The sequence below is a fragment of the Paenibacillus sp. Y568 genome (assembly GCF_059445545.1).
Map to the genome: position 1 here is coordinate 55323 of NZ_JCAIUM010000014.1, position 24644 is coordinate 79966.

General features: G+C 43.1%; 17 protein-coding genes. 2 read left to right on the plus strand and 15 right to left on the minus strand.

The window, feature by feature from the left end:
- The first annotated feature begins 38 nt into the window (after positions 1-38).
- On the plus strand, positions 39-1043 hold the full coding sequence (locus AC1D7X_RS18590) for a LacI family DNA-binding transcriptional regulator (RefSeq protein ID WP_495455622.1): 1005 nt from the start codon (positions 39-41) through the stop codon (positions 1041-1043).
- Positions 1044-1263: 220 nt separating this feature from the next.
- Here AC1D7X_RS18590 and rhaD read toward each other — a convergent pair whose 3' ends face one another.
- Positions 1264-2121, minus strand: a complete 858-nt coding sequence (gene rhaD, locus AC1D7X_RS18595; protein WP_495455621.1) for a rhamnulose-1-phosphate aldolase — start codon at positions 2119-2121, stop codon at positions 1264-1266.
- 237 nt (positions 2122-2358) lie between these two features.
- Between rhaD and AC1D7X_RS18600 the strand changes: the two genes are divergently transcribed.
- Entirely contained in the window at positions 2359-3114 is a 756-nt protein-coding gene (locus tag AC1D7X_RS18600) for a DeoR/GlpR family DNA-binding transcription regulator (protein ID WP_495455620.1), read from the plus strand.
- 14 nt (positions 3115-3128) lie between these two features.
- Here the strand turns inward: AC1D7X_RS18600 and AC1D7X_RS18605 are convergent, their stop codons facing one another.
- The 14 genes from AC1D7X_RS18605 to AC1D7X_RS18670 all read right to left on the minus strand — a co-directional run bounded on the left by AC1D7X_RS18605 (position 3129) and on the right by AC1D7X_RS18670 (position 24599).
- Entirely contained in the window at positions 3129-3884 is a 756-nt protein-coding gene (locus AC1D7X_RS18605; protein WP_495455619.1) for a class I SAM-dependent methyltransferase, read from the minus strand.
- 51 nt (positions 3885-3935) lie between these two features.
- Positions 3936-4469, minus strand: coding sequence for a GNAT family N-acetyltransferase (locus AC1D7X_RS18610; protein ID WP_495455618.1), 534 nt, complete (start codon positions 4467-4469; stop codon positions 3936-3938).
- On the minus strand, positions 4441-4656 hold the full coding sequence (locus AC1D7X_RS18615) for a hypothetical protein (protein ID WP_495455617.1): 216 nt from the start codon (positions 4654-4656) through the stop codon (positions 4441-4443). The genes AC1D7X_RS18610 and AC1D7X_RS18615 overlap by 29 nt, the downstream gene beginning before the upstream one ends.
- Positions 4657-4679: 23 nt before the next feature.
- Positions 4680-6800 carry an alpha-L-rhamnosidase C-terminal domain-containing protein gene (locus AC1D7X_RS18620; RefSeq protein ID WP_495475882.1) on the minus strand — a complete coding sequence of 707 codons (2121 nt, stop codon included), beginning with the start codon at positions 6798-6800 and terminating at the stop codon, positions 4680-4682.
- Between the two features lie 14 nt (positions 6801-6814).
- Complete coding sequence (locus AC1D7X_RS18625; protein WP_495475883.1) at positions 6815-7705, minus strand: carbohydrate ABC transporter permease; 891 nt, start codon at positions 7703-7705, stop codon at positions 6815-6817.
- 14 nt (positions 7706-7719) lie between these two features.
- The gene (locus tag AC1D7X_RS18630; RefSeq protein ID WP_495455614.1) at positions 7720-9636 is read right to left on the minus strand and encodes an outer membrane protein assembly factor BamB family protein; all 1917 of its coding nucleotides are present in this window, start codon (positions 9634-9636) and stop codon (positions 7720-7722) included.
- 106 nt (positions 9637-9742) lie between these two features.
- Positions 9743-11410, minus strand: a complete 1668-nt coding sequence (locus tag AC1D7X_RS18635) for an ABC transporter substrate-binding protein (RefSeq protein ID WP_495475884.1) — start codon at positions 11408-11410, stop codon at positions 9743-9745.
- Positions 11411-11659: 249 nt separating this feature from the next.
- Entirely contained in the window at positions 11660-12781 is a 1122-nt protein-coding gene (locus AC1D7X_RS18640; RefSeq protein ID WP_495475885.1) for a GntR family transcriptional regulator, read from the minus strand.
- A gap of 141 nt (positions 12782-12922) precedes the next feature.
- Positions 12923-15289 carry an alpha-L-rhamnosidase-related protein gene (locus AC1D7X_RS18645; RefSeq protein WP_495475886.1) on the minus strand — a complete coding sequence of 789 codons (2367 nt, stop codon included), beginning with the start codon at positions 15287-15289 and terminating at the stop codon, positions 12923-12925.
- A gap of 44 nt (positions 15290-15333) precedes the next feature.
- Positions 15334-17049: a hypothetical protein gene (locus AC1D7X_RS18650; RefSeq protein ID WP_495475887.1), complete on the minus strand. Its 1716-nt coding sequence runs from the start codon at positions 17047-17049 to the stop codon at positions 15334-15336.
- Between the two features lie 425 nt (positions 17050-17474).
- A complete protein-coding gene (locus AC1D7X_RS18655) occupies positions 17475-21431 on the minus strand; it encodes a DUF5722 domain-containing protein (RefSeq protein ID WP_495475888.1) in 3957 nt (1318 codons plus the stop codon).
- Between the two features lie 216 nt (positions 21432-21647).
- Positions 21648-22370 (minus strand): LutC/YkgG family protein, encoded by a 723-nt coding sequence (locus AC1D7X_RS18660; protein WP_495475889.1) that lies wholly within the window; start codon positions 22368-22370, stop codon positions 21648-21650.
- On the minus strand, positions 22363-23874 hold the full coding sequence (locus AC1D7X_RS18665; protein ID WP_495475890.1) for a LutB/LldF family L-lactate oxidation iron-sulfur protein: 1512 nt from the start codon (positions 23872-23874) through the stop codon (positions 22363-22365). The genes AC1D7X_RS18660 and AC1D7X_RS18665 overlap by 8 nt, the downstream gene beginning before the upstream one ends.
- Positions 23871-24599: a (Fe-S)-binding protein gene (locus tag AC1D7X_RS18670; RefSeq protein WP_495475891.1), complete on the minus strand. Its 729-nt coding sequence runs from the start codon at positions 24597-24599 to the stop codon at positions 23871-23873. The genes AC1D7X_RS18665 and AC1D7X_RS18670 overlap by 4 nt, the downstream gene beginning before the upstream one ends.
- Between the last annotated feature and the right edge of the window lie 45 nt (positions 24600-24644).

Sequence of the window (24644 nt, forward strand, 5' to 3'; positions counted from 1 at the left end):
GCTATAATAACAACGTTGTTAATTGGGAGGGATTTAGAGTGTCTATCACGATTAAAGATATAGCTGAACGTGCAGGTGTAAGTTTTTCTACAGTAAGTAAAGCGCTTCGGGATAGCCCCCTTGTACAAGATGTAACCAAACATAAAATACTAGAGATTGCCAAAGAATTAGGTTATCAACCCAATATAGCAGCCCAAAGACTTGTTTCGAATAAAAGTTGGATTATTGGTGTCGTCTGGCCATCTGTGGAACGAGTCGCACCCTCTGCCTTAATTACAAGAATCAATCATGAACTAGCCAAACACTCTTACACGACATTATTATCCATCAATGATACTCCTATGGCGATCGAGACCTTTATCCGTCTACAATGTGATGCCATTCTTGTATTCCATGACCAAGAGAGACGTGAGAGTGGAGAGGACACGGATTTTCCAAGTTCACATCATATTCCCATCCTTTATTATGGGATTGATGGGCTGACACCCTATACAACGATTGATGCTATTCGTAGCAAAGCCATTGAACTGGCCGTTGATCATCTTGTTGAACTCGGGCACCAACGAATCGCCTACATAGGTCATGTCATGACGAACGATCCTTTGCAATACGAGAAAGTCGTTGCTTTCACTGAACGGATGCATGAGCATCATTTACCCATCACGAGTGAATCAATCCTACCTATTCATAGTCTGGATACACATGAAGGTTATATGACAGCCAAACAATTACTCCGCTCGTCCGAACAGAGACCTACAGCCATCATTAGCGGGAGTTATGATCTTACAAGAGGGGTCGTGCGAGCAGTTAATGAGTTAACATTACAGATTCCAGCAGATTTATCTATTGTTAGTTATGATAATATCCAGCAGATGGAGGACCTTGAGATACCTATGACGGCTGTTGGTGTAGCACTAACTGAAATCGTAAATACAACCGTCCAAACCTTACTTGAGATGATTGATAGCAAAGGTCCTATTCCGTCTAATCATCTTGAACCCGAGTTAGTCATACGTTCCTCTACTTCTTCACCAGCTACATGAGAGATTGCCTTTGAATAACATGAAACAAGGTACGATAGTTCATCATACAAGCATAAACGGCTTCGCCGTCCTTTAGCGACGATGAAACGTTTAGCGTTGAAATATAATCCTATGTATAAGCAGAAATACTTATAAATTCTTATATTTTAAAAAAAGAACGGATATCCTACGTAGTTCTTACGTAAGTATCCGTTCATTAATAGAAACATAGCTAGTCTAGTCAACCCCCCTGGAGAATACCTGGAACCGGCGTCACGCCGAACGCTTTTGCTAGATCAATTAATTGTTGCTCTGTAATCCGTTGTTTAATCTCATGATGTGCAACTAACATATAAATCTGTGCAGCTTTCTCAACGGTCTCTATTAACCCAAATGTCTCATCCATCGTCGAACCCGTACCAAAGATCCCATGCTGTGGCCAAATCACAACTCGATGATCCTTCATCTTCTTCGCCGTTTCTCGCCCAATATCATTACTTCCTGGTAACATCCAAGGAATAACACTTACGCCATCAGGAAAAACAACAATACATTCCGTACACATTTCCCACAAAGTCCGTGTAAATTTTAATTCGTCCAGATCATGAATAAAGGTCATCGCTAATGTGTTTGTAGAGTGCGTATGCATAACAATGCGATGTGTAGGATCCACTTGTAATCTCTCTATATGACTCATGAAATGAGAGGCAAGTTCACTTGTTGGAACCGCACCCTGACTTAATCCCCAGAGAATATCAATAGAATCACCCGTCAAAGACACGCGGATAACACCAAGATTAGACTCAGGGTCAGAGATCACATTCTTGAAATACTTACCTGAACCTGTCACGATAAAATACTTACCTGCTAATGGCACCACTGGAAAGGTCAGATCAAGTGTCCTGATGACTTTTTGTGTATCTATATACTTACTAACTTCGGATTCCTCCAGTATATAACTGATATTTCCTCCGTTACGTTCATCCCAACCCAAATTCCACATATGAAAAGTAATATCAGCCATTTCCCGTATAAAAGGCACTTCCATGGAAGATACATAACTCTGTATTACTCTCTCGCCCTTGAACGCTATAGTCATATTAGCACTCTCCTTCAATATCCTATTTATGGAATATCGTTGCTTATATTTATATCCTATGTCCGAAAATCTTTATTGTCAACTAAATCAAAATAATAAATGTTGTTTTTGTTTGTTTTATGTATTTTCAATGACAACACGTTGCATAGGGTATCGTTCTTCACTCCAAATTGCTACAATATGGGTGTTGTCATTTTTGTATAAAGTATTATTCATCGACGGAAAGGTCTGATCCTATTGTTAGCAGCTGAACGAAGACAAAAAACCATCGATCTCATTCATCAAGATAAGACGGTGTTAGTGGCGGATTTAAGCAAAATGTTTGATGTTACCGAAGAAACGATTCGTCGTGATTTAGAAAAGCTGGAGAAAGAGGGCATTGTCAGTCGTACTTATGGTGGGGCTATGCTCAATCGACATACAAACGAGGACCTGCCTTATTCAACTAGAAATTCTATAAATATGGATATGAAGCGAGATATCGCCTTAAAAGCACTCTCCTTAATTCGCGATGGCGATACCTTAATGGTTGATCCTAGTTCAACTGTATTTGAGTTTGTAAAGACATTAAATAACAAAAGTAATCTCACCATGATCACGAATTCGATTAACATACTTTCTGAGTTTGCTAATTCCAACTTAAATATTATTTCTACCGGAGGGTCTCTTCGATACCGCTCGCTTTCATTAGTAGGTCCGATATCTCTAGAAACCGTACAGAAATATAACGTGGATACAGCTATTATCGGTTGTAAGGGCCTCTCTCTCGACAAGGGCATTATGGATTCCAACGAACCCGAATGTGAGTTAAAAAAGATGATGCTCAAACAAGCTAACAAAGTCATTCTGTTAGCTGATCATACGAAGTTTGATAAAATTGCTTTTGTTAAATTGGCTAATCTCAATGTTATTCACCATGTAGTGACTAATCAGAAACCATCGGATTCATGGTTAGAAAGACTTGTGAAGCTTAATATTGAAGTGATCTATTAAACATGGGAAACAGTTCAAACATTAGTCTTTTTGCTATATTTCGGTTGACCTAACCATACTTCAGTACTGTACTTCACTGTAATTAATCCACTTGTGGCCATATCGTTAAAACGTTGTCTATGGGCTTCTTGAAAAGTGACGAACCACTCTTCGCTTTCATCTGGGGATTCCATCCCTGCCCCAATGGCTCCCCAGTAATCATCCCAAGTCTCACTCTGCTCTTGTGTGAACAAATATCTACTAGGTATAGCATCTCCATAGAAATATTGAACGGGTTCCTCATGCCTTGTTGCAGTTAATCGCTGATTGTAGTGTTCATTGTTACATACCCGCAGTGTATCTCGTACAAAGTTATGCTCATCGTGATATGAGAAAATAGCTAACATTCCGTTTGGTTTCAGAATTCTTCTAAACTCATTAAGGGTACGCTCTGGTTGAAATCTATGATATGAATTGGCAGCTATAATTAAATCTACCGAATGACTTTCAAGTGTTGTATTCTCAGCTACGCCATCTATGTAATCAATATCCTGTCGATCTCCAATGAAGTCATGTGCAAAGTTACGCATTTCCAACTCCGGTTCTATTGCAAATACCTTCTTTACTTTACCAACGAAATGTTGCGTCAAAAGTCCAGTTCCTGCACCCACATCCGCAACAACGCCTTGGCTAACATTCGCTGTCTCTATGATAAATTGGCAGGCGTCTGTCGAATAAGGCCATCGATACTTCGCATATTGCATTACTTTTTCACGGGTCATTTGATTCATGAATTACGCTCCTTATCATGGACTCTAGAAACAGTTAATTCCTATTTATTTTCATTCTTCATTTGGCTTATGTCCAAAAAAGCTAAGATCATTCCACCCTAACGCAACTTCAGTTACGATATTACCTCCTATTTTGATCTCTTTCTTCGTTATATACTGCCCTCCAAGTCTCTTATAAAAATCAATAGATGGATTTCTTTCAAGTACCCAGACCATTAAAGAATTTAGCTTATTGGACTTTAATGTTTCAACCAATCGATTAAAAAGTAATGTACCATAACCCTTCCCCTGCTCTTCCTCAAGTAAATATATAGCGTACACTTCTGCATCATATGCTATATCTGCTTCTCTACACGTTCCACCCTTAATAAAACCACGTATTGTCCCATGCTCTTCCGCAACATATGTAGCATCATTCTCTTGTAAATGATGGAGTGCCGACTCCCAGTTTTCTTTACGTTTTTCCACTGATAATTGATTTAAAAAAGCATCTGATATCATACCCTTATATGTAGTTCTCCAGCTATTCACACTAACTTGAGCTATTCCTTCTGCATCACATAGCGTTGCCAATCTTATCTTCATTTGTTCTACCCCTCTCTTTCAGAAAAAACTTTCGAATAATCGACAGATCTGGTGGATTGATGGTACTGGGTATTTTATCAGATTTGATACTCCCTGCACTGCTATTTTTTTCATATTCATCATTATTTCTGTGCAAAGCGAGCACTGCCTCTCCAGCTCCAGCTAAGTAACTGCTTGTGTGACCCATTTTTAGTCCTCAATCATATTTCCCTATGCTTCTACTGCCAACTTAATTCCTTCCGGAAGCCGTAAAATATGCGGTTCCGAATGCCCCTCTTCCCAGCCTGTTTCTATTGGACCCAAAGGTGTTGGAATGCTGCCCATGCAGGTCCCAATCCCGGTCAATTTCTGTGGACGGAAAGAGATACTCTGATAGCCTGGTTCCAGAGGTGTAATGCCCAGCACCCGCGATAATATCCAATGAACAGGAGTACTAGCCCAGCTATGACAGAGACTCATTCGAAATGAATTGTAGGCGGTATAGGTTGTTAAAGCATCATGAAAGTCTCTCTCATGTTTAAGCGTTACGCTCTCCCAACAGGTGGTCGCACCTTCCTCCAGCATTTTACCCCACACTGTTGATATAGCTTCCCAAGCCTTTTCCTGTAGCCCAAATTCTGAACAGCATTCGGCCAACCAATAAGCGGACAGCGGTGTTATCGGATCCTGTATTTGATAAGAGCGCAGGAATGCCTCACCTTCATCAGTCGAGACATACCTTGCCATGATACCAATTAGCTTCGTAATCAGCTGTTTACCAGAAAGGAAGCTCTTCTCTTCAATCTGCGTATGACTCCAATCGTTTAATTCTGTCAGCTCTGGTACAAAGCTTTTCAACTTGCGAAGATTATCCCCTGTTATACGGAATAAAGCCTGCATACCTAGAACCCCTTCTTCCGGCTCCATCGGCACCCATTCCATCAGCGTGGGTGTAACATTGAGCAATTCATGAGTATTAGGATCAATATTGCTCTCCACTAGCCTGCAGTGTCTTACGATATCATGCTTAATAGACAATACAAACTCCTTATCGCCAGTGTGCAAATAGTACTCCCATACATTATTCAACCACCACAACGTATAGGAAGGAATCGCATTCATCCAATAACCGTCTGGTGTCCCTTGCCCAAGTTCCACAATAGAACGGCGAAGAACAGCAAGATCATCCCATAATACATAATCGGCTTTGGCAGCTAGATAAAAGTCATAGGTCCAGTTCAATCGATCTCGCTTAATCCCATCCCATAATCCAATCTGATGACATACCCGATTCGTATGCAAAGAGATATCGAATATTTGTTTAAGAAGCGCTGAATCTGTCCGAAGCAAACCCTTTTGATTTAGCGCTACTCCCACTTCTTCCCCTTGCCACTCTAATTCAAATGGACATCCTTCATTCGCCAGCACATACATACGGAAATAACGAAAACCCTGCGGAAGGGTAGTATGAACTCCGCCTGCTTCAAGCTCAATGGTTTCTGTAATTAATCCTTCATACCGTTCAAGCTCCTGCAGCGATTCCGCACCATTCCATACAATTGTAAGTGATGTAATAGAACGATTCTTGAGGTGAAAACGCATATTGTATTCTTTGTCCAAATCCAACACACAAAGAGGCATACCCGAAAAGTTCATCTCACGGATAAAAGTGTTTCTATCACGCCATTCCGTTTGCTTCCGAACATGATAGAAAATATGAAATTCATTGCGAATAGGCGCCGGAATAAGAATATTTCCTTTCCCGCTTCCACTGAGCAGAACTTGGTTGTTAAGCAACTGTGCCTCTGCCTCATTAACTGACAATAGAGAAACACAGTCTAATGGAGAGGTAACAATATCTCTAAATCCTCCTGCTACGAACCATTCGGGTCCTTCTTCCAAATCACCGTAAGGCTCCTCGCCGAGTAAGCAGATGCTAGCTGAATGTTCACCATTTGCAAGCCATGATTCGTCTGTGCACAGCCAATAATGGTCTGCCTTCAAATAAGCGATACAGCCCACTTGTCGTCCCTGAAGATGAATATTGATCGGCACTACTGGAATGATGTTCGTACATATAATTCGTAGCCGAAGTGTATGCTCACCAGCCTCAAGACTCATCGGGAAGGATACGATCCGATGAAAAGCGCAAATATTAGCTGCACTTTCTTCCATTACACCAACGATGTTGCCGTCCAATTCCACCTCAACTGCACCGGTCAGAGCAATTCGAAACTCTATATGGTCTGCAGCGGATTCAAGAACGAAGGTTTTCACTAATTTTACCTTGCTTGTCTTCTCACGATCACCATGCCATATCCATTGAGGGAGCATCTGTAGTTTATCTAGCATTGATTATTCCACCTTTACATTTTCAAAGCGCCCTGTGTCATGCCTTGAATATAATATTTCATCCCGAAGGAGAAGATCAGAATAAGCGGTATCGAAGAGATGCCATAGGCTGCGAATTTAGTGCCCACATCGGTAATGCCGAATTGCTTCGTGAATTGTGTCAATCCTACCGAAATAACTTGAATACCGCTGTCTTGAATCGTGAGTAACGGCCAAATATAGTCGTTGTACACACCTACAGACTGCATAATGAATAAGGTAGCCAAGATGGGCAGAGAAAGCGGTATGACGATCTGAAAGAAAACACGTATTTCAGACGCCCCATCAATACGTGCCGCTTCAAACAATTCGCTTGGCAGCCCGGACATATAGCTCCGGCATAGAAACGTACCGAACACTTGGCCTCCGGCAGCAGCAGCAATAATAATAACCCACGGCGTGTTCGTCAGATTCATACTCTCATACAGTACATAAGAAGGAATCAAGGTTAGAATGCCTGGAATCATCATAATGGCCAGCATCATAAGAAACAGCATCTCTTTGCCGGGAAACTCTTTCTTGGCAAAAATATAACCGGATATAGCGGATAGAATCATAACTAGAAAGCTTGCAGCTATCGCATAAACCAATGTATTAATAATATAATGCCAAATGCTGTTGAAAGCTTCACTATAATTTCCCCATTTGGCTGGCGAAGGCAGTCCCCAGAAGTTCCCTAGAATTTGAGCATTGCTCTTCAGCGAGCTGACTACCATGAACAGAATTGGAACTAGCATCAGGACAACCAGCAGCCCCAGCATTATGAAGATGATAATTTGATTGATGATCATGTTCCCTTTGAATAGATTCTTGTTTTTAACTTTGGCTCCGACCTTCAATGACTTCACATCCCGACTGGTGATCATGGTTATGTCCCCCCTTAATCATTCGATGTTTTAATAAATTTCATGTTGATGATAGTAATGACCAGGACAACCATGAACATACTTACACCAAGTGCTGATGCATAGCCAAGGTCATTGAATTTAGTAGCGGCATAGTACATTTGCAAGGCAGGTACATAAGTGGAATCCATAGGACCTCCTCCCGTGACAATCAGAATGCCGTTAAAGTCTTGAATGATGCCAATCAGTGCTAAGATGAGCAAAAACTTGAACTGACCCGCAAGAAGCGGCAAATGAATTGACCGAATAATCCGCGGCAAACCTGCTCCGTCAATCTTAGCTGCTTCAATTAGCTCCCCTGAGATAGATAGTAGGCCTGCATAGAAAACAAGTAACTGAAGGATACCTATAAACGGAAAGCCCATAAAGATAATGGCCCATAATGCGGTGTTCGGATCTCCGAGCCAACCATGCGCCCATGAGCCTAGTCCAATGACTTCCAGTAGATTGTTGAATAAGCCAACGTTAGGATCATAGAAATTTTGCCAAATCAATAGCATCGCAACACCTGGTATAACCATCGATGCCGTAAATGCGGTACGGAAGCCGTACTGCAGCTTCTTGCTCCGCAAATGATAGACTAACTCCGCAACTATCAGTGGAGGAATTAGCGTTTTAATTAATCCCGTTACGATGAGCAGTAATAGATTTCCCATTCCTTTGGTTACGTACGGATCATGAATCATTCGCACGAAGTTGTCTAAGCCGATGAAGGTTGTCCTTCCGCCCGGTTGCCAGTCATAGAAGGAATGAATCAGTCCTGAGAATGCTGGATAATATTGAAAGACGAATAGGAGAAGAAACGTCGGTGCAAGACCGAGATACACCCATTTGGAGCGCCAGATGGAACGAAAGACACCTAGACGATTTCTTTTCTTCATAGATAAGAATAGAGCGAACAAGCCAGCAAATACGATAAGTGACCCAACAGCCCACAAAATCATGGTCATCCTTGCCTTGCCTTTAGCTGCTTCAACCACGCTTCCTACATCGAACTTGTAAATAGCACCTTTGCCCGCACCTGTATATAAATTCTTGCCTTCATTGTCAAATTCAACTTGACGACCCTCGACACTTACTTTGCTTTCCCATAGCTTCTTGCCATTATGATCAAAGATATAGAAGTAACCAGATAGATCCGAAGCACCGACACTCGCTCCATTTCTAGAAAAGCTTACATCTGTAACGATATCCCTCGTTTGTATGATACCGCTCGCTTTTCCCTCTTGATTAAATAATTCTACCGTACTCGATTTCGTTCCGATGGCCATAACGCCCTCGTCCGACACGGCAATACCTTGAATTTGGTCACTTGCAGCTGCTTTATAAACAATTTCTTTATTCTCATTAATGAGGTAAGCATATTGATCCGTTGCAGCAACGGCAATCCATTTCCCGTTAGGAGATACCTTGACATATTTCATTGTCGTTCCAATTTTAACTGCATCATTCTGTTCACCCGTAGCTGCATCGATGAACAGCAGCTGATCAGAACGCTGGGCAACCATAGCAAAAACAGTACCGTCTTGTGATGCAGAAATGCTCTTGATTTGTTTCTTCATATCGATATCCCACAGTTGAACACCGTCTTGGTCATAGGAGTATAGATGGCGGTCGTCTGAAGATATAAATAAACTTCCGTTAGTAAGCAGTTCAACTCCTGTGACTACATTTCCTGTTTTCACTTCAAATAGTTGGGTTCCATCTGCGTCATACATAAAAGCTTGATTACTATGCGTACCAATTGCCAGACGCTTGCCATCCTCCGCAACAGATATGGAGGTAATATTTCCAGCTCCTTCGATGGACCAATTGTCTTTAGCCAAAGCAGCCTGCGGGAAAACGCCTAGCAGCAGTAGTAACGCTAAAAACATCCATGCACTTTTTCTCATGATGGTCCTCCCTTTCTTTCCGTCCTAGTGACGGAAAATACCATTCTCCTATCATTAATGCTCAATCTGCACAGACTAGTCGCCTGTGCAGATTGAAGCTAGCGCATTAACGTTCTGGAGGTCTGCGTTCTGGATTTTCTATGTCGGACAATTCTCGTTTCATTTCATTCATAGCAGGCTCCAAATACTTATCAATATTAGCTTGGAGCTGCTCCAAGTATTGATCAGTTGTTACTTTGCCAGCAAAGTAACGTTGCACCAATCCTACCCAATCTTGAATGGAAGGTTGATGATCCCACATTCCGCGAGCAAGATTGTTAGCTGCACTGCTATAACCCTCGGTATTACCGATCGGCTCAAAGTCAGCGAACGCAGATTTCATTTCATCAGGAAGCACAATGTCCTTAAGGGCTGGTGCACCAGATAGAGCGGCATCAGTACTATTCTGAGTAGCCTCAGCATATACAAGATAACCTTCAGGACTAGTCATATACATCATGAAGTCCATATTCAACTCATTTTGTTTCGCATCCTTATTCACGATACCGTAGAAGCCAACAGGAATTTGAATGGTACGAGCAGGCGCCATTACCTCTGGGCCTTCCATGGATGGCATATTGAAGAATCCATATTCAAACGGCTTCACGCCGCCTTTCGCACCCGTTTTCGCCTCATCAGCAAAGTCTTTAGGCAATTGCCAGTATGAGCCTGGCGTACCTACCATTGTTGCCGCCTTTCCAGTTAAGAAGAGGTTATAAGCTTGCTCCTCTTTCACACCGAAGAAGCCTTCAGGAACATAACTAAACAGTGTTTTTAAGTTATCTGCATAAGCTTTCCATTGCAGATTTCCAGCGATTTTGAAAGGACCCTCTTTATCTTTTATCGCTTTCCACAGTCTCATTTCGTTTTTCGTTACATTGCTGTTTGAATCATTAAAAGGATCAGTTAAATCATACTTATATGTGTCATCTATACCAGGCACGAATGAGTAGTCTTGTTCCTGAGAACGAGTTACATTAATATAATCTCGCAAATATTGGTCAGCATAGATACGAACCAACCAGCCTGCTTGACCGCTCCACATCGATTTGGCATCGCCCGCAAGAGCTAGCGGTGTGTATCCCGCTTCTTCTGCTTTTTTGAAGGCATCAATTAACTCATTGAACGTTTTAGGCGGTTCAGTAATGCCTACCTTTTGGAAGATTTCTTTATTGTATATCCATACAATTTGTACAGATTCGAAGTTAAGGTTGAAGAGAGTATCCTCTGTGCTTACTCCTTCCAAGTTAATACCCATTGCTTTGAGATCAAAACTTTCACTCCAAGGTTTACCTGTGTAATTGTTCGTTTTATCAAAGTATGGATAGTAATTCGCAAATTTACCGTCATTCACCAATCCGCCTACTTCGTTATTATTCACAATGTCCACACTTGGTTCGCCTGCTGCGAATTGTGCCGTTAACCATTCTTTGTAACCTTCAGGTGGTTTATTATCCACATTTACTTTGACACCTGGATTCTTTACCATATAAGCATTAGCAACCGCATTCCAGACTGAGGAAGAAGCATTCATTAAGGAAATGTTAATGTTACCAGTCAGCGCGGAGGCTAGCGCTTCGGTACCTGCCGGTGTTTCTGTGTCGGCTGGCGCTTTGGTCACAGCGGCATTGTTCCCACCGTTTTTCCCTGATGAATCATCTTTGGCGCAAGCCGTCAATATGGACAGCAGCATTACGATGCTCAAGAGAATGGAAAATCCTTTTCTTTTGATCATGTTAGTCTCCCCTTGCCCTCATATTTTTCGAAAGTTAAGCGCTTCCATTATAACTCAAAAAAAATGCGTCTCTCCTTCGCAAAGTATAGATCTATCTAATTCGTATACTTTTTAATACAAAGTATACTATTATAAGAGGGTTTTTGCAACATCTTTTTTAGTAATAAATGTATCCTTTGGGATCATTTAATCCCTCATTATTTTATTCAAAAAAAAAGCTCCCATATATTAGGGAGCTTATTCGCTATTTCACTTACCTATTTGATTGGTAAAAATCGGAGGAGCTGTGCTGTCTCTCAACACGAGTGTGGGAACAATCTCATCCTTCACCAATCGATTCTCGCCATCCTTAAGATCGAACAAGAGAATCTCTGTGGCACGTTCACCTAGCTTTCTTGTATTCTGGTTAATAGTCGAAAGTCTTGGGTAAGAATACTCACTCGTCTTCACATCATCAAAGCCTATAATACTAATTTCTTCAGGAATTTTCATACCTAAACTTCTTGCGCCATTCATGGCGCCAATCGCTTTATAATCACTTGTGGCAAATACAGCTGTAGGTGGATCCGGAAGCGCCATTAACGCTCTGAAACCTTCTTCTCCCATCAATACTCGCTCATCATCTCCAGCCATAACAGCGATAAGATCAGAATCGAATGGCAACTGATGCTGTGACAAGGCAAGACGATAACCCTGTAGCCTTAGAGAGAACTCTTGGTTTAAATCCACTATAGAGCTGCCGGTCAATATAACGCCAATTCTCTTGTGTCCAAGCGACAACAAATGCTGAGTAGCCAGGTACCCTCCAGTAAGGTTATCCACGATGACATAAGGTATACCCAAATGCGGATAATAGAAGTGAACTGTTAAAATACGCCTATTCTCTGCCTGCCAGGCTGTAAGTCGTGTCAAATCAAACCCGTTACTCATAGTCAACAAAATAATACCGGCATGGGGATCATCCGGAAGTTCGTAATTTTCACCGATATCCCATATATAGAACTCGATCTCATTCTCATCACATATTTGCTTGATCCCTTCAAACATATCTGTAAAGAACGGATGGTTAAATGTGTTCACTTCATAGTTGCGATGAGCGAAATAAATCGTACGGATCTTCTGCATACCAGCGGAAGTTAGGTTCTCACTGACGAAGCTCCCCTTGCCCCGAACCCGGTAAACATAACCTTCCTGCACAAGGTCGGATAATGCCCTTCGGGAAGTAATTTCACTCGTATTATACTCCTTCGCTAACTCAATTTGAGTCGGCAGGGGATCATTTGGCTTAAACTCTCCTGTACTAATCTTGTGTTTAATGTCATTCATTATATATTGATACATCGGAGTCTTGTCCGTCTTGTCGATACCCATCAAACTATCACTCCTAACTTAATTGAGTTAAGTATACTTTATATATAAGCGTTTTCGCAAGGTAAAAGCAATGCTAGACCTATGCGGTCAGGCACTGCCTTTGTAATTATGGACACATTTTGGCCCCATTCATATGCGTATTTAATTCAAGCAATCCACTCGGTCAATTGTAGCTATCATACCAGTAACCCGAACTCTCTCTTCATTCGTTACAACTGATAATTCCTCTAGTCCAATTGCTGTCCATGAGATTCCCTTCGGCAAGGTTGCCGCGTAATTGATCACGCCGTCCTTATCAAGGTTCCACTCAGCCTGTATATCACCTTTTCGAGTTGGAATATTTCCTTCCACCCATTCAATACCTGTTACGGCTTTCGGATGCAGAACAACAGATCCATTACCAAGCTCAGTTACATCAACACCAAGCAATTGCTCACTTAATAAATACGTAGGTGATGCTCCCCATCCATGACATAGACTAACAGGAATGGAGTCTTGCAAATAGGTAGGTGTATGGCCTAAATAAGTGCTGGGTGTTGTAACGAATGGAAGGGATGGGTCGAATGTTTCCCACCAGGTTGTAGCCCCTCTATCCAACATGGACCCCCAATAGTCACGAATTTGAGTAATGGCCGATTCCACGAATCCGTAACGGAATAACGTCTCCAATACGATATGGTAGAAGAATGCTCCGCGAATCTGAGGCAATCTTCCCGGTAAGTAATAGTCCCTAACAAAGGCCTTCACTTCTATCTCATCCATGATGCCCGACCACGCTGCAGCGAAATTGGTCTGTGCAGTCACACTTGTAGATAAACCTTCGTGAGTAAGACAGTCCGCATAGATTGTTGTATCTGGTACTCGAAGCAGATTGCGAACGGCTTCACGCAGGGCGATCGCTTTTTCCCTGATAGCTGTTCCAGCCTCGCTTTCACCCATCTCTTCAGCCATTAATGCTGATGTAATCAGAAACTTATAATAGAAGCAAGAAATAGCTGTCACGCGATCTGCCCGTTCAATATCATCTGACCAGTCAATGAAACACCACCAACCTTCACGATCCGCACTTGCGAACAATCCCGATGCATCCTCCTGATCAGTAAACCAATCAGTAAGCCGATTCACATACGGCCATATCTCATGCAGAAAACTTGTATCTTTCGTATAAGTGTAATACTCCCATACTCCAAAGAGCCAATGTGCACAGAAATCAGGCAATAGGAATGAATTATGCTGCGGACCCGTACCCGGTATAGAACCGTCTTCATTTTGAATTCGTGCTGCTTGCAGTAAGGACTTGCGAATGAGCGCTGGATCATCGAAGGTTTGATAGACTACCTTGGCCATGACCACCGAATCCGCTATCCATAACGCTCCCTCACGGTGCGGGCAATCTTCAAAATGGTTCTGGCTGTTGACGATTGTCGTATAACGACCCGTCTCCCAAATTTGATTCAGTCGTTCATCACTGCAACGGAATTTCCCTCCATCAACGAACGGATAATGAACGAATCGAACCTGCAGGCTTCTTACTTCAATCGGGACAGGTGTAGCCATAACCGACACTTTCATATAACGGAATGCCCGCCTCCCGAATGGAGACAGCCGATTAGTCCCCTTCCGAAGAAGGTAAGTGTCCATTAGCGCAACTTCCAGCGATTCCCCATAAAATAATTGTAAAACACCGCCTTCTTCTGCGAACACTTCCAGTTCCGGATAACCTACAACCTCAGTTCCAAAGTCATAAGTAATTTGCGGGAAAGAACCCGGTACAGACGCATCGATCATGACTGACCCAGCTGATGACAGCGGCGCCTCCGGTGAGCTTATCGCCCCCGTAAAAGGCTCAGAGGACACAACGGAAACAGGTGAAACAAGCGTCTCCTTAAGGAAAGGAATTTCTCGCGGCAACAGCCTCGGCCATGGAGAATCGGCTTGCTCAGCTTCTGCAATTACAGCAGCCATTGGCCATGAACTATCCTCATAATCCGATTGTTCCCATCCATCCTCTTGGGAGAGATCCATTATTTCGCGATACCCCCCCCAGTAATGGAGACGACTTACTTCCGGTTTCCAGCGTGGTGAACGTCTGCATTTCCAGTCCGAACCACTCGCAATTGTCCGAATGCTGCTGCCAGCCTCCACACCCTCATCATATAAATCCAACTGACAAATCACACCGCCAGGTCCTTGCAATTGCCCCGTTACAATCATATCCTTGCCGAAGTTATATGCGAGAATAGCTATGACATTGCTCCCCTCTCGCAGATAATTGGATACGTCATACATATCGAATGAAATCCAGGAAAGATCCGCCGGAGTCGGCCCCCTTCCAATCTCAACACCATTCACATATAGCTTATAAGACTGATTGGCCGAAACTCTTAGCTTCGCTTGGTCGGCTGCCTTGTCTACAGTAAAGATTTTACGAGCTTCCACATAAACATTGTTATCATGAGCGGTTCCTGCTGCCCATATCCACTCCGCCTGCCAGTTTTCCTGTATCATGACGTTCCTCCCATAAATTAACCATTAAGGTTAGTACTCTTTGTTTATTTCACAAATTTATATATATAGTTCAATCTTCCTTCAGGTGCTGCATCGCCATACTGAAAGAAATCTGTAATTTCACCTTCATTCTGAATATGATCTACCCACTTGAACTCTAACCAAATCCCCTCGGTCGTCTCATCCATTCCCAATAAAATAAGCGGAAGCTCTAGATGCAGCTCATTCCCTTTGCAGGCGTATCGCACTTCTCCTATTGGTTGCCAATTCCAACCGCCTGTACTTCGCTCCAAGCATGTTGTTGATTCACTAATAACGTTCCTATTAATGATATATTGATAGCCTTCCCATCCCTTGTCGCTCTCCGTTCTAACACGAATAAGTAGCATCATCCAGTGGCGGTCTGTATAAGGTGTTATGGGTGCCTTCGTTTGTGCATAAAAGTAAATACTTTCATCGGTATGTGCCACCTTTAGCGTAACAAAATCATTTCTTCCTGTATTATTCGTATAATGAAGATCTCCATAACCAGGATGATCGCGATCATCTGTATCTCCAGCAAAATCTCTGTACTGCTGAATAATTTGCTGCCATTCGCTGAAATCAGGAGCCATCAAGATTGGCTTTTCCAATTGGAAACTGCCACCGCATTGCTCCGACATCCCCTTAAAACGACGAATATAACTGATTAATTGCATGTAGTAATGATCCCCATACCCGCCCTTCATGGGCTCGATGTCTCTGCTAAAGTTCAACGTCGCCTGATCTACGAACAACACGGGACGCTCCTTAGTTCCCGGTAACCGCATAGCGATCCATTCATTCCACCCTGTAACGAATACAATCTGTGGATCTTCCTTAAGCGCGAATTCCCACTGCTCTGCGATATTCATCCCCTGATTTATTGTATCCAATGATGCGCCAGCTTCCACTGGCTCCATTCCTTCATAATAGTCTCTCCCCCAATTATCACCATACCCGTAAAAGGGCGTATCGCTCATGGCAATGCTCGGATGCTGTGCAACAGAGACATTAATGATTTCCTTCTGACCTTCATCGTTATAAAAAACACGCTGCGGACGTTGAAACTCAATCCAAGGGAACCCATTCGTCTTTCCATCTTCATTAGGCCATTGATTCAGTCGGAATGTGAAGAATTGCTGTTGCTCTTCATTACATTCATCGGGATTACCAATGATTAGAGGCTTTCCTTTCCATCGAAACCATAAGTGCTCATAACGACCAGTCTTATAGATATCCTCATAAATGTCCAAGACGGTCTTGCCCGATTCCGTGTTCGTGTAGAAAACAAATTGAGGCACTTTGAAGCCCTGACCTTGAATTTCGTCCATAATCTGGAACAGAACATCATAAACTTCCTTGTAAATAGATTGGTTTGTCGTATCAAACACAACAAAGTCCACACCGGAGCTTGTCAGCATTTGTACATGCTTGCGAAGTACCCATGCATCATCATTTAAGTAATAGCCATACAAGGGTTCGCCCCAAAAGTGAAATGAGCTCGGAGGACCCCAAGCCGGATGCTCCGGGTCATGTACAGCCTCTGGCCAATTAGTAATAATCTGGGTGTTGTCATAAGGACCCAATGTCCCATGCTGACCCAACCAAAGAAAATAAAACAGACCTACGTATCGATCAGGGCGTATCGGGCCAGCTTCATCCCTGGATGGCAGCTCTCTTCCAAGCCCGTCAACCCCTCCCCATTGATCGACTAAATGGAGATCATCTTTATCATACATCCTAATTGCCTCCCCTCGAATTAGATGCCAACACACTTCATATAACAAGAGCTCCACAATTGATGATCAAAGTTACTATTGTTAAGCTTAAATTTTAAACTAAAGTATTCTTTACTTTTGATAATATACTTAATTCTATTCAATATCAACTAAATATACTGAATTAATTCTGGTGTGATTATCGAGATATTCCTTTCAAAAAAAGGGAACCGATTGCCCTAATCTAGGCACAGCGGTCCCTTTCGTTGTCTGTCGCAGTATTCACACTGCCAGAACGATTAATGAATATAAAATTCGGTCGTTATATTCGTTCACAGAATCTTCATTACCGATCAGCGCCTAAAAATATTTCGTCTAAGAACCGAATGCGGTCGTAGGCAGTAAATATATCATTCAGACGAGCAGTTGAATCACTGCTACTTATTTTATTGCTCACTGCCAATGTTATCAATTTGGAATTGCGGGGCCCATGCCATCGCATTACCTACTGCGCGGAATGAAATCTCGATATTATCGATCGAACCGTGATGTGCCCACTCTGAGATATCGACTGCAATTTTATTCCACTGGTCTGGTGACATGGCCTCGGTATGTGTAAAAGCCTCTGTCCTGCTTTTGAGCACTACTCTTGTCTCGTAGGTCGCGTTAGGTACTCCACCATAAGAATTAATATGATAATAGAATACAGGCGAAGCAGTTAGATCGATTGGTGTAGCAGCGGTTACCTTCAATGTCTTCCAAGCATCTGCAGCAGCTGGTTGTGATACAGCCGCTAATGCATAACTGCCTTCATTGGGAGTAGTTGGTCCATTAGCAAAGGATTGAACAGCAGTAATGCTTGCCACATTTCCACCTGCTGTCCAACCCTGTACACCATCCTCGAAACTATACAATATACCACTAGGTACAACTACAGGATCTTTCTCTTGCAGCGGAAACTGGAAGCTTCTTTCTTCATACTTCAACATTAACTTAGGCTCTTCCCCCTCTTTCTTTATATATTTCGTAACTGTCAGCGTAACCGTCTTACTTTGTCCTGTTTTAAGACCATCTAATGAAACACTACTTGGAGAAAATTGAAGCACCTTGCTTGTTTCCACTTTGAGCTTCTTATTAAGCTTGTCAGAGCTATTATTCGTTACAATCACAGAAATCTGTGATCCGACTTCTAGGTTCTGGGACAGCTTGTTCGCGGTTACTTCTAGATTGACGTAATCTTTATTCTCCGTTACCTTCTTAGCGAAAGCTGCCTCATCAATGTACAGCTCACCTTTCCAAGGGTCACCGCCTTCTGTTTGTACCCAAATCTTGATCCGGTCGACTGACTTAGCGCCTTTCCATTTATCAAGAGGAAGCGCTAGCTGCTGCCAGCCAGCAGTCGGATCAATCTTAGCCACTCCCTCTACACTTTCAAAGCCGCTATAAACAATAAACTTGGCATAGTAGTCCTTTTCTGGATTCGCATTAGGAAGCTTGAGCGCTGCGGTGAAATACGGTGTTTTCTTCACATCGATTGGCTGCTCATAGGTCCTCTGTATACCCGCCCAATTTATGCCGAAAGAACTGTTTATTGTAGCCTTCAGAAAGCCTGCACCTTTGAATGCCTCGCCTGTAACACGGGCAACTGAGCTGACTTCATCAGACGCCTCATACCCATCTGTACTGGATTCAAAGCTGCCATCATTGCTGTTGTTCTCTGTTTTTCGGATATAATCCAATCCAGTCAACATAGGCTCAGACCGATCATTTAGCTTGGAAGGGTCAAAATTTGGAATAACTTCTTTCCAATCATTAATGCCAATGATCGCTTTGGCGAATTCCGTTTCCTCAAGTGATCGGCTGGTATCGATATATTTGAATACATCATAACTGGCCTTATGTTGATCAGGAACGATAACTGAATTTGGTGTATGCGTCCATAGACCGAGGTTCAAGCCCCCTTCCTGTCCATGGTCAACGTGACGGTGCAGAATAAAATTATCAATGCCATCCAAGAATTTAACCTTGTAATAGGCATAAGCGTAAGCTGCTGCCTGAATCTCTTGGTCAGCGGCAGAGTTACTCAAGCTGTGGAAGCCTTGCTCGGATAAAATAATACGGCGCATAGCACCATCAAATAAATAATCAGACTGTTTCATGTAATCTACGAGAACTTCTAGATTTTTGAAGGTAATGCGCTTGGTGTCAAATGATTTCGTTGCCGTTGCGTCGTTCCAGAACCGTGGGTTAAACAGATCTTCTGGATAAGGATGGAATGCGAGATTCCAAGCGAAATCCCCTTCCGCACCTGTCAACTGGGTGAGACGATCCACAATGACCTTGTTATCGTACTTCCACATGGAATCACCTTCTAGGTTCTCATTCCAGAAGTGATCCAATGACACATAGGTTCTCGCATTGGCATACTCCGACTTCACGATCGTATCAACGAGACGAAGCGTCTGTGCATACTCACGAACATAGGTATCAACTGTTTGGGGACCCATATTGTTCCATACTTTGTTCTGTCCAATCTCATTCCCAACAATGTAATTAACCGCTCGCCCGTATTGCTCATTCGCCATAGAATAACGCTCGGCCATGAATTTGGTAGCTGCCTTTACATACTTAACGCCAGTCTCATTGGCTGTATTCAAGGCATATACAGTACCACCCGGCTCCGAATCTGGGTGGATTAAATATTCATTCGCTGTTTCGGGATCCTTTGAGTTATACATTATCAAGATGAGTGATACGAGTATGCCATTATCGGACATGCTCTTAATCTCGTTGTCCATTCGTTCAATCTTATCCTTGCGGAAATAATAGGTCTCACCCTCGATCTCGTAAGCGATCGTATTGTCAGGATGATTATTAGCTTTATACATAAGCTCGTTATAGGCAACGTTCAGTGCTGCGTGGCTAATTCCAAGCTCCTGAGCATCTCCAGTCATTTGTACCTGAAGTCCTTTAATGCTCTGTGCTTGTGGGAATGGCTCTGTGTTTACAGCAATCGCCTCTGCATTGGTTACATAGTGAGGGGCATCAATGGCTATATATTCACCCTCGACTGTACGAGCCGCAACAACAAACTTAGAGTAAAGCCGACTGCGTTTACCATCGGTTAACCCAATTTCAAACCGGAATGATTGTGCAAGATTAGCTTCGGCGATTGGTGTCTCCGCCCCAAGCACCAATTTCGCATCCTCATAAGTAGCTAATTCAAGCAAGTACAGCTGTTCCGAAGGATGGGCCTCTACGAATGCCTGATTCAACGTACCGTCGATCACCAGTCCTCCGCCTTCAATACGTGCTTGTGCCTTTCCATCGTAAGGCTTCTCCAGCTGTGCAAATTGCTTAAAGCGTATTTGATCTACATTTAAGGTTCCTGAAGAAGCATGCGGTATGATTCGAAATGCTGTAATTTGCCCATTCCAGCCTGACTGATCTGAGAAGTTAAAATCCTTGGTAAATGTTCCTTCCGTCGGAATCGTGAAACGTTTCATATTGTCTTCACTCCAAATGCCATCCCCCGTTCTCCACTGTATGAGAACCTCCGAGGCGCCTGAACCATTCGTCATAGTCAACGACATGCCATTGCGTTTAGCTGTATCAAGCATTAATACCGGCGACTCTAGCAGAGCCTCTCCGTCCCATTCATAGACTAGCTCCCCGCCTGTTGCTCCCACCGTTCCAGTCGAAGCTGTAAAGCCTTCCGTTTCTCCCTCAGCATTAAAGCTGAAGTCAATTGCATTCGTAGCGCTAATATAATCGATCTGGAAGTGACCATTCCAGTAGTCATAGCCTGGTTGACCAGGTGCTGTTTCAGCAAGGTCATAGTTTTGCATAAAAGAAATTTCCATCTTCGTCACAGCATTACGTCCAGCCCATTCATCCAGCTTGATGAACACTCGTTTCCAGCTGTCCGGACGAATCGTGGCAACGCTTTCAAAAACATCGTCACCGCTATATAAATTGATCTTAAGAACATAGTCAGCAGACTGCCATCCCCAGCTATTAGCCGCAAAGGCTAAATAACGATAAGAGGAAAGATCGAGCGGCTGATCGAAATCCCGATAAATCGTCCGCCATTCATACACCTTCACATTATCCGGAGTCTGCTCTAACGCTCCGGCACCCTCATAAGGCCCATTAGGTCCATTCAGGATGCTCGTAACAAATTTGAGCTCCTTCGTATTCGTGCCTGCTTTCCAGCCTAATGCATCCACCTGCGTGTTGAAATCATTAATGATTAGAGATGGGAATAGATCCTCTCCTGTTGTAACATGTTCCGATTCCTGAAGCCCAGGATCATAGGCCCCAGCCGAGACTACAGCAGCAAGAAATAACTGAAGCAACATGACCAATACAACCATAGTCGATATTCCACGCAAACGTGACATAAACAACCTCCTCGATCAATTTTATTTTAACTTCGCCTATAATATATTTTAAAAGTATTCTTAAATCAATATACTTTAATTAAAAGTATACTTAATTAATACGTTAGACCTATATAAATAACTTCTGTCTCTTTCGCTAGAAAACAAAAAACAATACCAAGAGAGCTAATCTAGACCGCTCATGGCATTGTTATATAAAGTACCTATTCCGATCCATTATCCCACGATCAATCCGAATACAACACCAGGCCCATGCACACCAATCGTAAGATCATTCTCAATATCTGCAGACCGGCTAGGACCCGAGATGAAATGAATACCTGCGGGTAGATTATCACTTCCTGCATCATCGAAATGAATCAACACTTCACCTAAGCGAGTCTTTAATCGTTCTATCGGAATAAGAGCAATAAGTACGGTAGGCAACAGACTAACGGATCTCCCCTTGTCCTTGGAGGAGAGTATGACGATGGAACCCGTATGTGACACTGCGTAGTCGGCCATAACAATCCCAATGTCCATTTCAGCTGCACGTGATATCCAGTGTTCATCGGGACTGCTATTCCATTGTAATACTTCGACATTCGATAACTCTTCCAACTGAAGATTATGCAGCTCAACCTCATTCTGATGAATGATCGATCGTGCAGATAATTGTTGTACCTTCTCCTGTATAAAGAAACGCACTTCTTCCATATCGCTGCACCTTTGAACATGTCCACCGGCCGCTGTGAAATTCTCCGTAAAGTGTTGAATACGTTCATCTGAAGAAGATTCGAAGGAGTTCCAGAAACCTGGAGCTCCTTGGAAGGGGTGTGGAGGAGCAGTCGTGAGTCGAGGTCGCCCTAATCTTCTTGCTATCCCTTGCATGAATTGTTCTTGCTTTAGATGAGACTCTGATTCCAACTGTGCTAGCCATTCTTGATGTGACTCAGCCATGTACATCTCCTCCCCCTTCCTTTTTCCGATTTCTTGCGATGTCTTCCATCCGACTAGAGACGGTGGGGTCCATGTCTTGTAGTCCGTGCCGAATTTCTTGCTCCATCGTGCCCCATTGCTCACGGAACGATTGCTTGGACAGACTTGGAGCCACACGATAGTTGTTCCATCCTTTTAGAGGACCTAACTTAGAAGTGATTTCTCCATTTCGAACCACAAGTCTTTGTGCAATCCTCCCCATTTTTAAAGCGTTCTCATATCTCTTTGAGTTAGACATGACCGCAGCGAATCCACGCATACCAATCGATTCCATGGTGTCTCCAAATCCTCGTTCAACTTTCCGCTTCCGCAAGTAGATCAACATGTCATGCAATGGAATTTTAACTGGACATGCTTCATAACAGGCCCCGCATAAGGTCGATGCACTAGCAATGTCATCCCACTGGTCAATATTTTTATTTAAGGCAGGTGTTAACACAGCTCCAATTGGACCACTGTATGTCCCGCCATATGCGTGTCCGCCAATATGACGGTATACAGGACAAGCATTTAAGCACGCCCCACAACGAATACAGTTCAGTAGTTCTTGGAATTCCGGATCACCCAGTTGTAAGGAACGTCCATTATCCAGAATAATAATATGCATTTCATCGGGTCCATCCGCATCTTCTTTCCTTCGTGGCCCCGTTATGCCAGACATATACACCGTTAATTTCTGCCCCGTAGCCGATCGTGGGAGTAATGTTGCCATCACTTCTAGATCACTCCATGACGGAATAATCCGCTCCATCCCCATCAATGTAATCTGTGTTGAAGGAACGGTCGACACCATGCGCGCATTGCCTTCATTCTCGAATAATACGATTGACCCTGTCTCTGCAATAGCGAAGTTACATCCTGTCATCCCGATGTCTGCTTCAAGAAATTTCTCTCGTAATTTCTTCCGTACGAATCCAGCAAGAATGGATGTGTCCGGTAGAAGCGTCTCTCCGGCTTCTTTCGACAATAGGTCTGCAATCTGATATCTATTCTTGTGAATGGCTGGAATAATGATATGTGATGGCGTCTCTCCGGCTAACTGGATAATATATTCACCAAGATCACTCTCAACCACATCTACTCCGATGGATTCAAGAGCATGATTCAAATGAAGTTCTTCTGTCACCATAGATTTGGACTTCACGACGCTTGCGGCCTGTTTGTGTTCAGCAATCGCTAACGTAATCTTCACAGCTTCTTCAGCCGTATCTGCAAAATGAACATGAACCCCATTCGCTCGAGCTTGATTCACAAATTGATTCAAATAATAATCCAGATGAGCAATCGTATGTAAGCGAATTTGTCGCCCACGTTCCCGCCACTCTTCCCAGTTCCCTTGTTCCTCTGAAGCCTTTTTTTTGCCATCCCGTAGTCGCTCTGTTGTGAATTTGACTGCCTTCCTTAGAAAGTCGTCATTTAAAGCGAGTCCAGCACGCCCTTTGACTGTAGATGCTGCCTTGTTCATGCATGCTTCACCCCTTCATATAGCAACTCCGCTAAATGCATGACACGAATCGGTTTATTCCGATAACGTAAATGACCAGCAATGTTCATAAGACAGGCCATATCAAGGCCGACTAATACTTCCGCTTCACTTTCCAACACATGATCACCTTTCTCCATAACCATCGCACCGGATATCTCAGACATCTTCACTGCAAAGGTTCCTCCGAATCCACAACAGTCTTCAGCGAAGGGTAGGGGAACGAGCTCCATCCCTTTGACATGATGCATTAAGCTCATCGGCTCTTCCTTAATGCCGAGCAACCGACTCCCATGACAAGAAGGATGATATGTTACTTTATGCGGGAAAGTAGCCCCCACATCAGTAACCCCTAGTACCTGCACGAGGAATTGGGTAAACTCATAGGATTTGTCCTGTAAACTCCTAGCCTTCTGTAGAAGTATGGGGTCTTCTTCAAATAACTTAGGATAATGATGAATCATTCCTATACACGATCCTGAAGGTGCGATAACGAAATCACTATCATCAAAAGCCGCAAGAATCGTCTTAGCCGAATCACGTGCTTCCTTCCAATAACCGCTGTTGAATGCAGGTTGACCACAACATGTCTGAATAGAGGGAAATTCAAGTAGGACACCGTATCTCGCTAATAATCGAGCTATAGCTTCCCCTATTCGAGGATACACAGCATCACTTATACAGGTTATAAACATACTCACTTTCATCGTCGCACCTCACTTTCATGCCATCAATCTAGATGCTGAACCCTT

Excerpts from the sequence above, each read along its gene's own strand:
- AC1D7X_RS18625 (WP_495475883.1), bottom strand. The coding sequence starts at position 7,705 with ATGATCACCAGTCGGGATGTGAAGTCATTGAAGGTCGGAGCCAAAGTT.
- AC1D7X_RS18655 (WP_495475888.1), bottom strand. The coding sequence starts at position 21,431 with ATGTCACGTTTGCGTGGAATATCGACTATGGTTGTATTGGTCATGTTG.
- AC1D7X_RS18670 (WP_495475891.1), bottom strand. The coding sequence starts at position 24,599 with ATGAAAGTGAGTATGTTTATAACCTGTATAAGTGATGCTGTGTATCCT.
- AC1D7X_RS18660 (WP_495475889.1), bottom strand. The coding sequence starts at position 22,370 with ATGGCTGAGTCACATCAAGAATGGCTAGCACAGTTGGAATCAGAGTCT.
- AC1D7X_RS18640 (WP_495475885.1), bottom strand. The coding sequence starts at position 12,781 with ATGGGTATCGACAAGACGGACAAGACTCCGATGTATCAATATATAATG.
- rhaD (WP_495455621.1), bottom strand. The coding sequence starts at position 2,121 with ATGACTATAGCGTTCAAGGGCGAGAGAGTAATACAGAGTTATGTATCT.
- AC1D7X_RS18645 (WP_495475886.1), bottom strand. The coding sequence starts at position 15,289 with ATGATACAGGAAAACTGGCAGGCGGAGTGGATATGGGCAGCAGGAACC.
- AC1D7X_RS18665 (WP_495475890.1), bottom strand. The coding sequence starts at position 23,874 with ATGAACAAGGCAGCATCTACAGTCAAAGGGCGTGCTGGACTCGCTTTA.
- AC1D7X_RS18610 (WP_495455618.1), bottom strand. The coding sequence starts at position 4,469 with ATGAAGATAAGATTGGCAACGCTATGTGATGCAGAAGGAATAGCTCAA.
- AC1D7X_RS18650 (WP_495475887.1), bottom strand. The coding sequence starts at position 17,049 with ATGTATGATAAAGATGATCTCCATTTAGTCGATCAATGGGGAGGGGTT.
- AC1D7X_RS18635 (WP_495475884.1), bottom strand. The coding sequence starts at position 11,410 with ATGATCAAAAGAAAAGGATTTTCCATTCTCTTGAGCATCGTAATGCTG.
- AC1D7X_RS18615 (WP_495455617.1), bottom strand. The coding sequence starts at position 4,656 with ATGGGTCACACAAGCAGTTACTTAGCTGGAGCTGGAGAGGCAGTGCTC.
- AC1D7X_RS18630 (WP_495455614.1), bottom strand. The coding sequence starts at position 9,636 with ATGAGAAAAAGTGCATGGATGTTTTTAGCGTTACTACTGCTGCTAGGC.
- AC1D7X_RS18605 (WP_495455619.1), bottom strand. The coding sequence starts at position 3,884 with ATGAATCAAATGACCCGTGAAAAAGTAATGCAATATGCGAAGTATCGA.
- AC1D7X_RS18620 (WP_495475882.1), bottom strand. The coding sequence starts at position 6,800 with ATGCTAGATAAACTACAGATGCTCCCTCAATGGATATGGCATGGTGAT.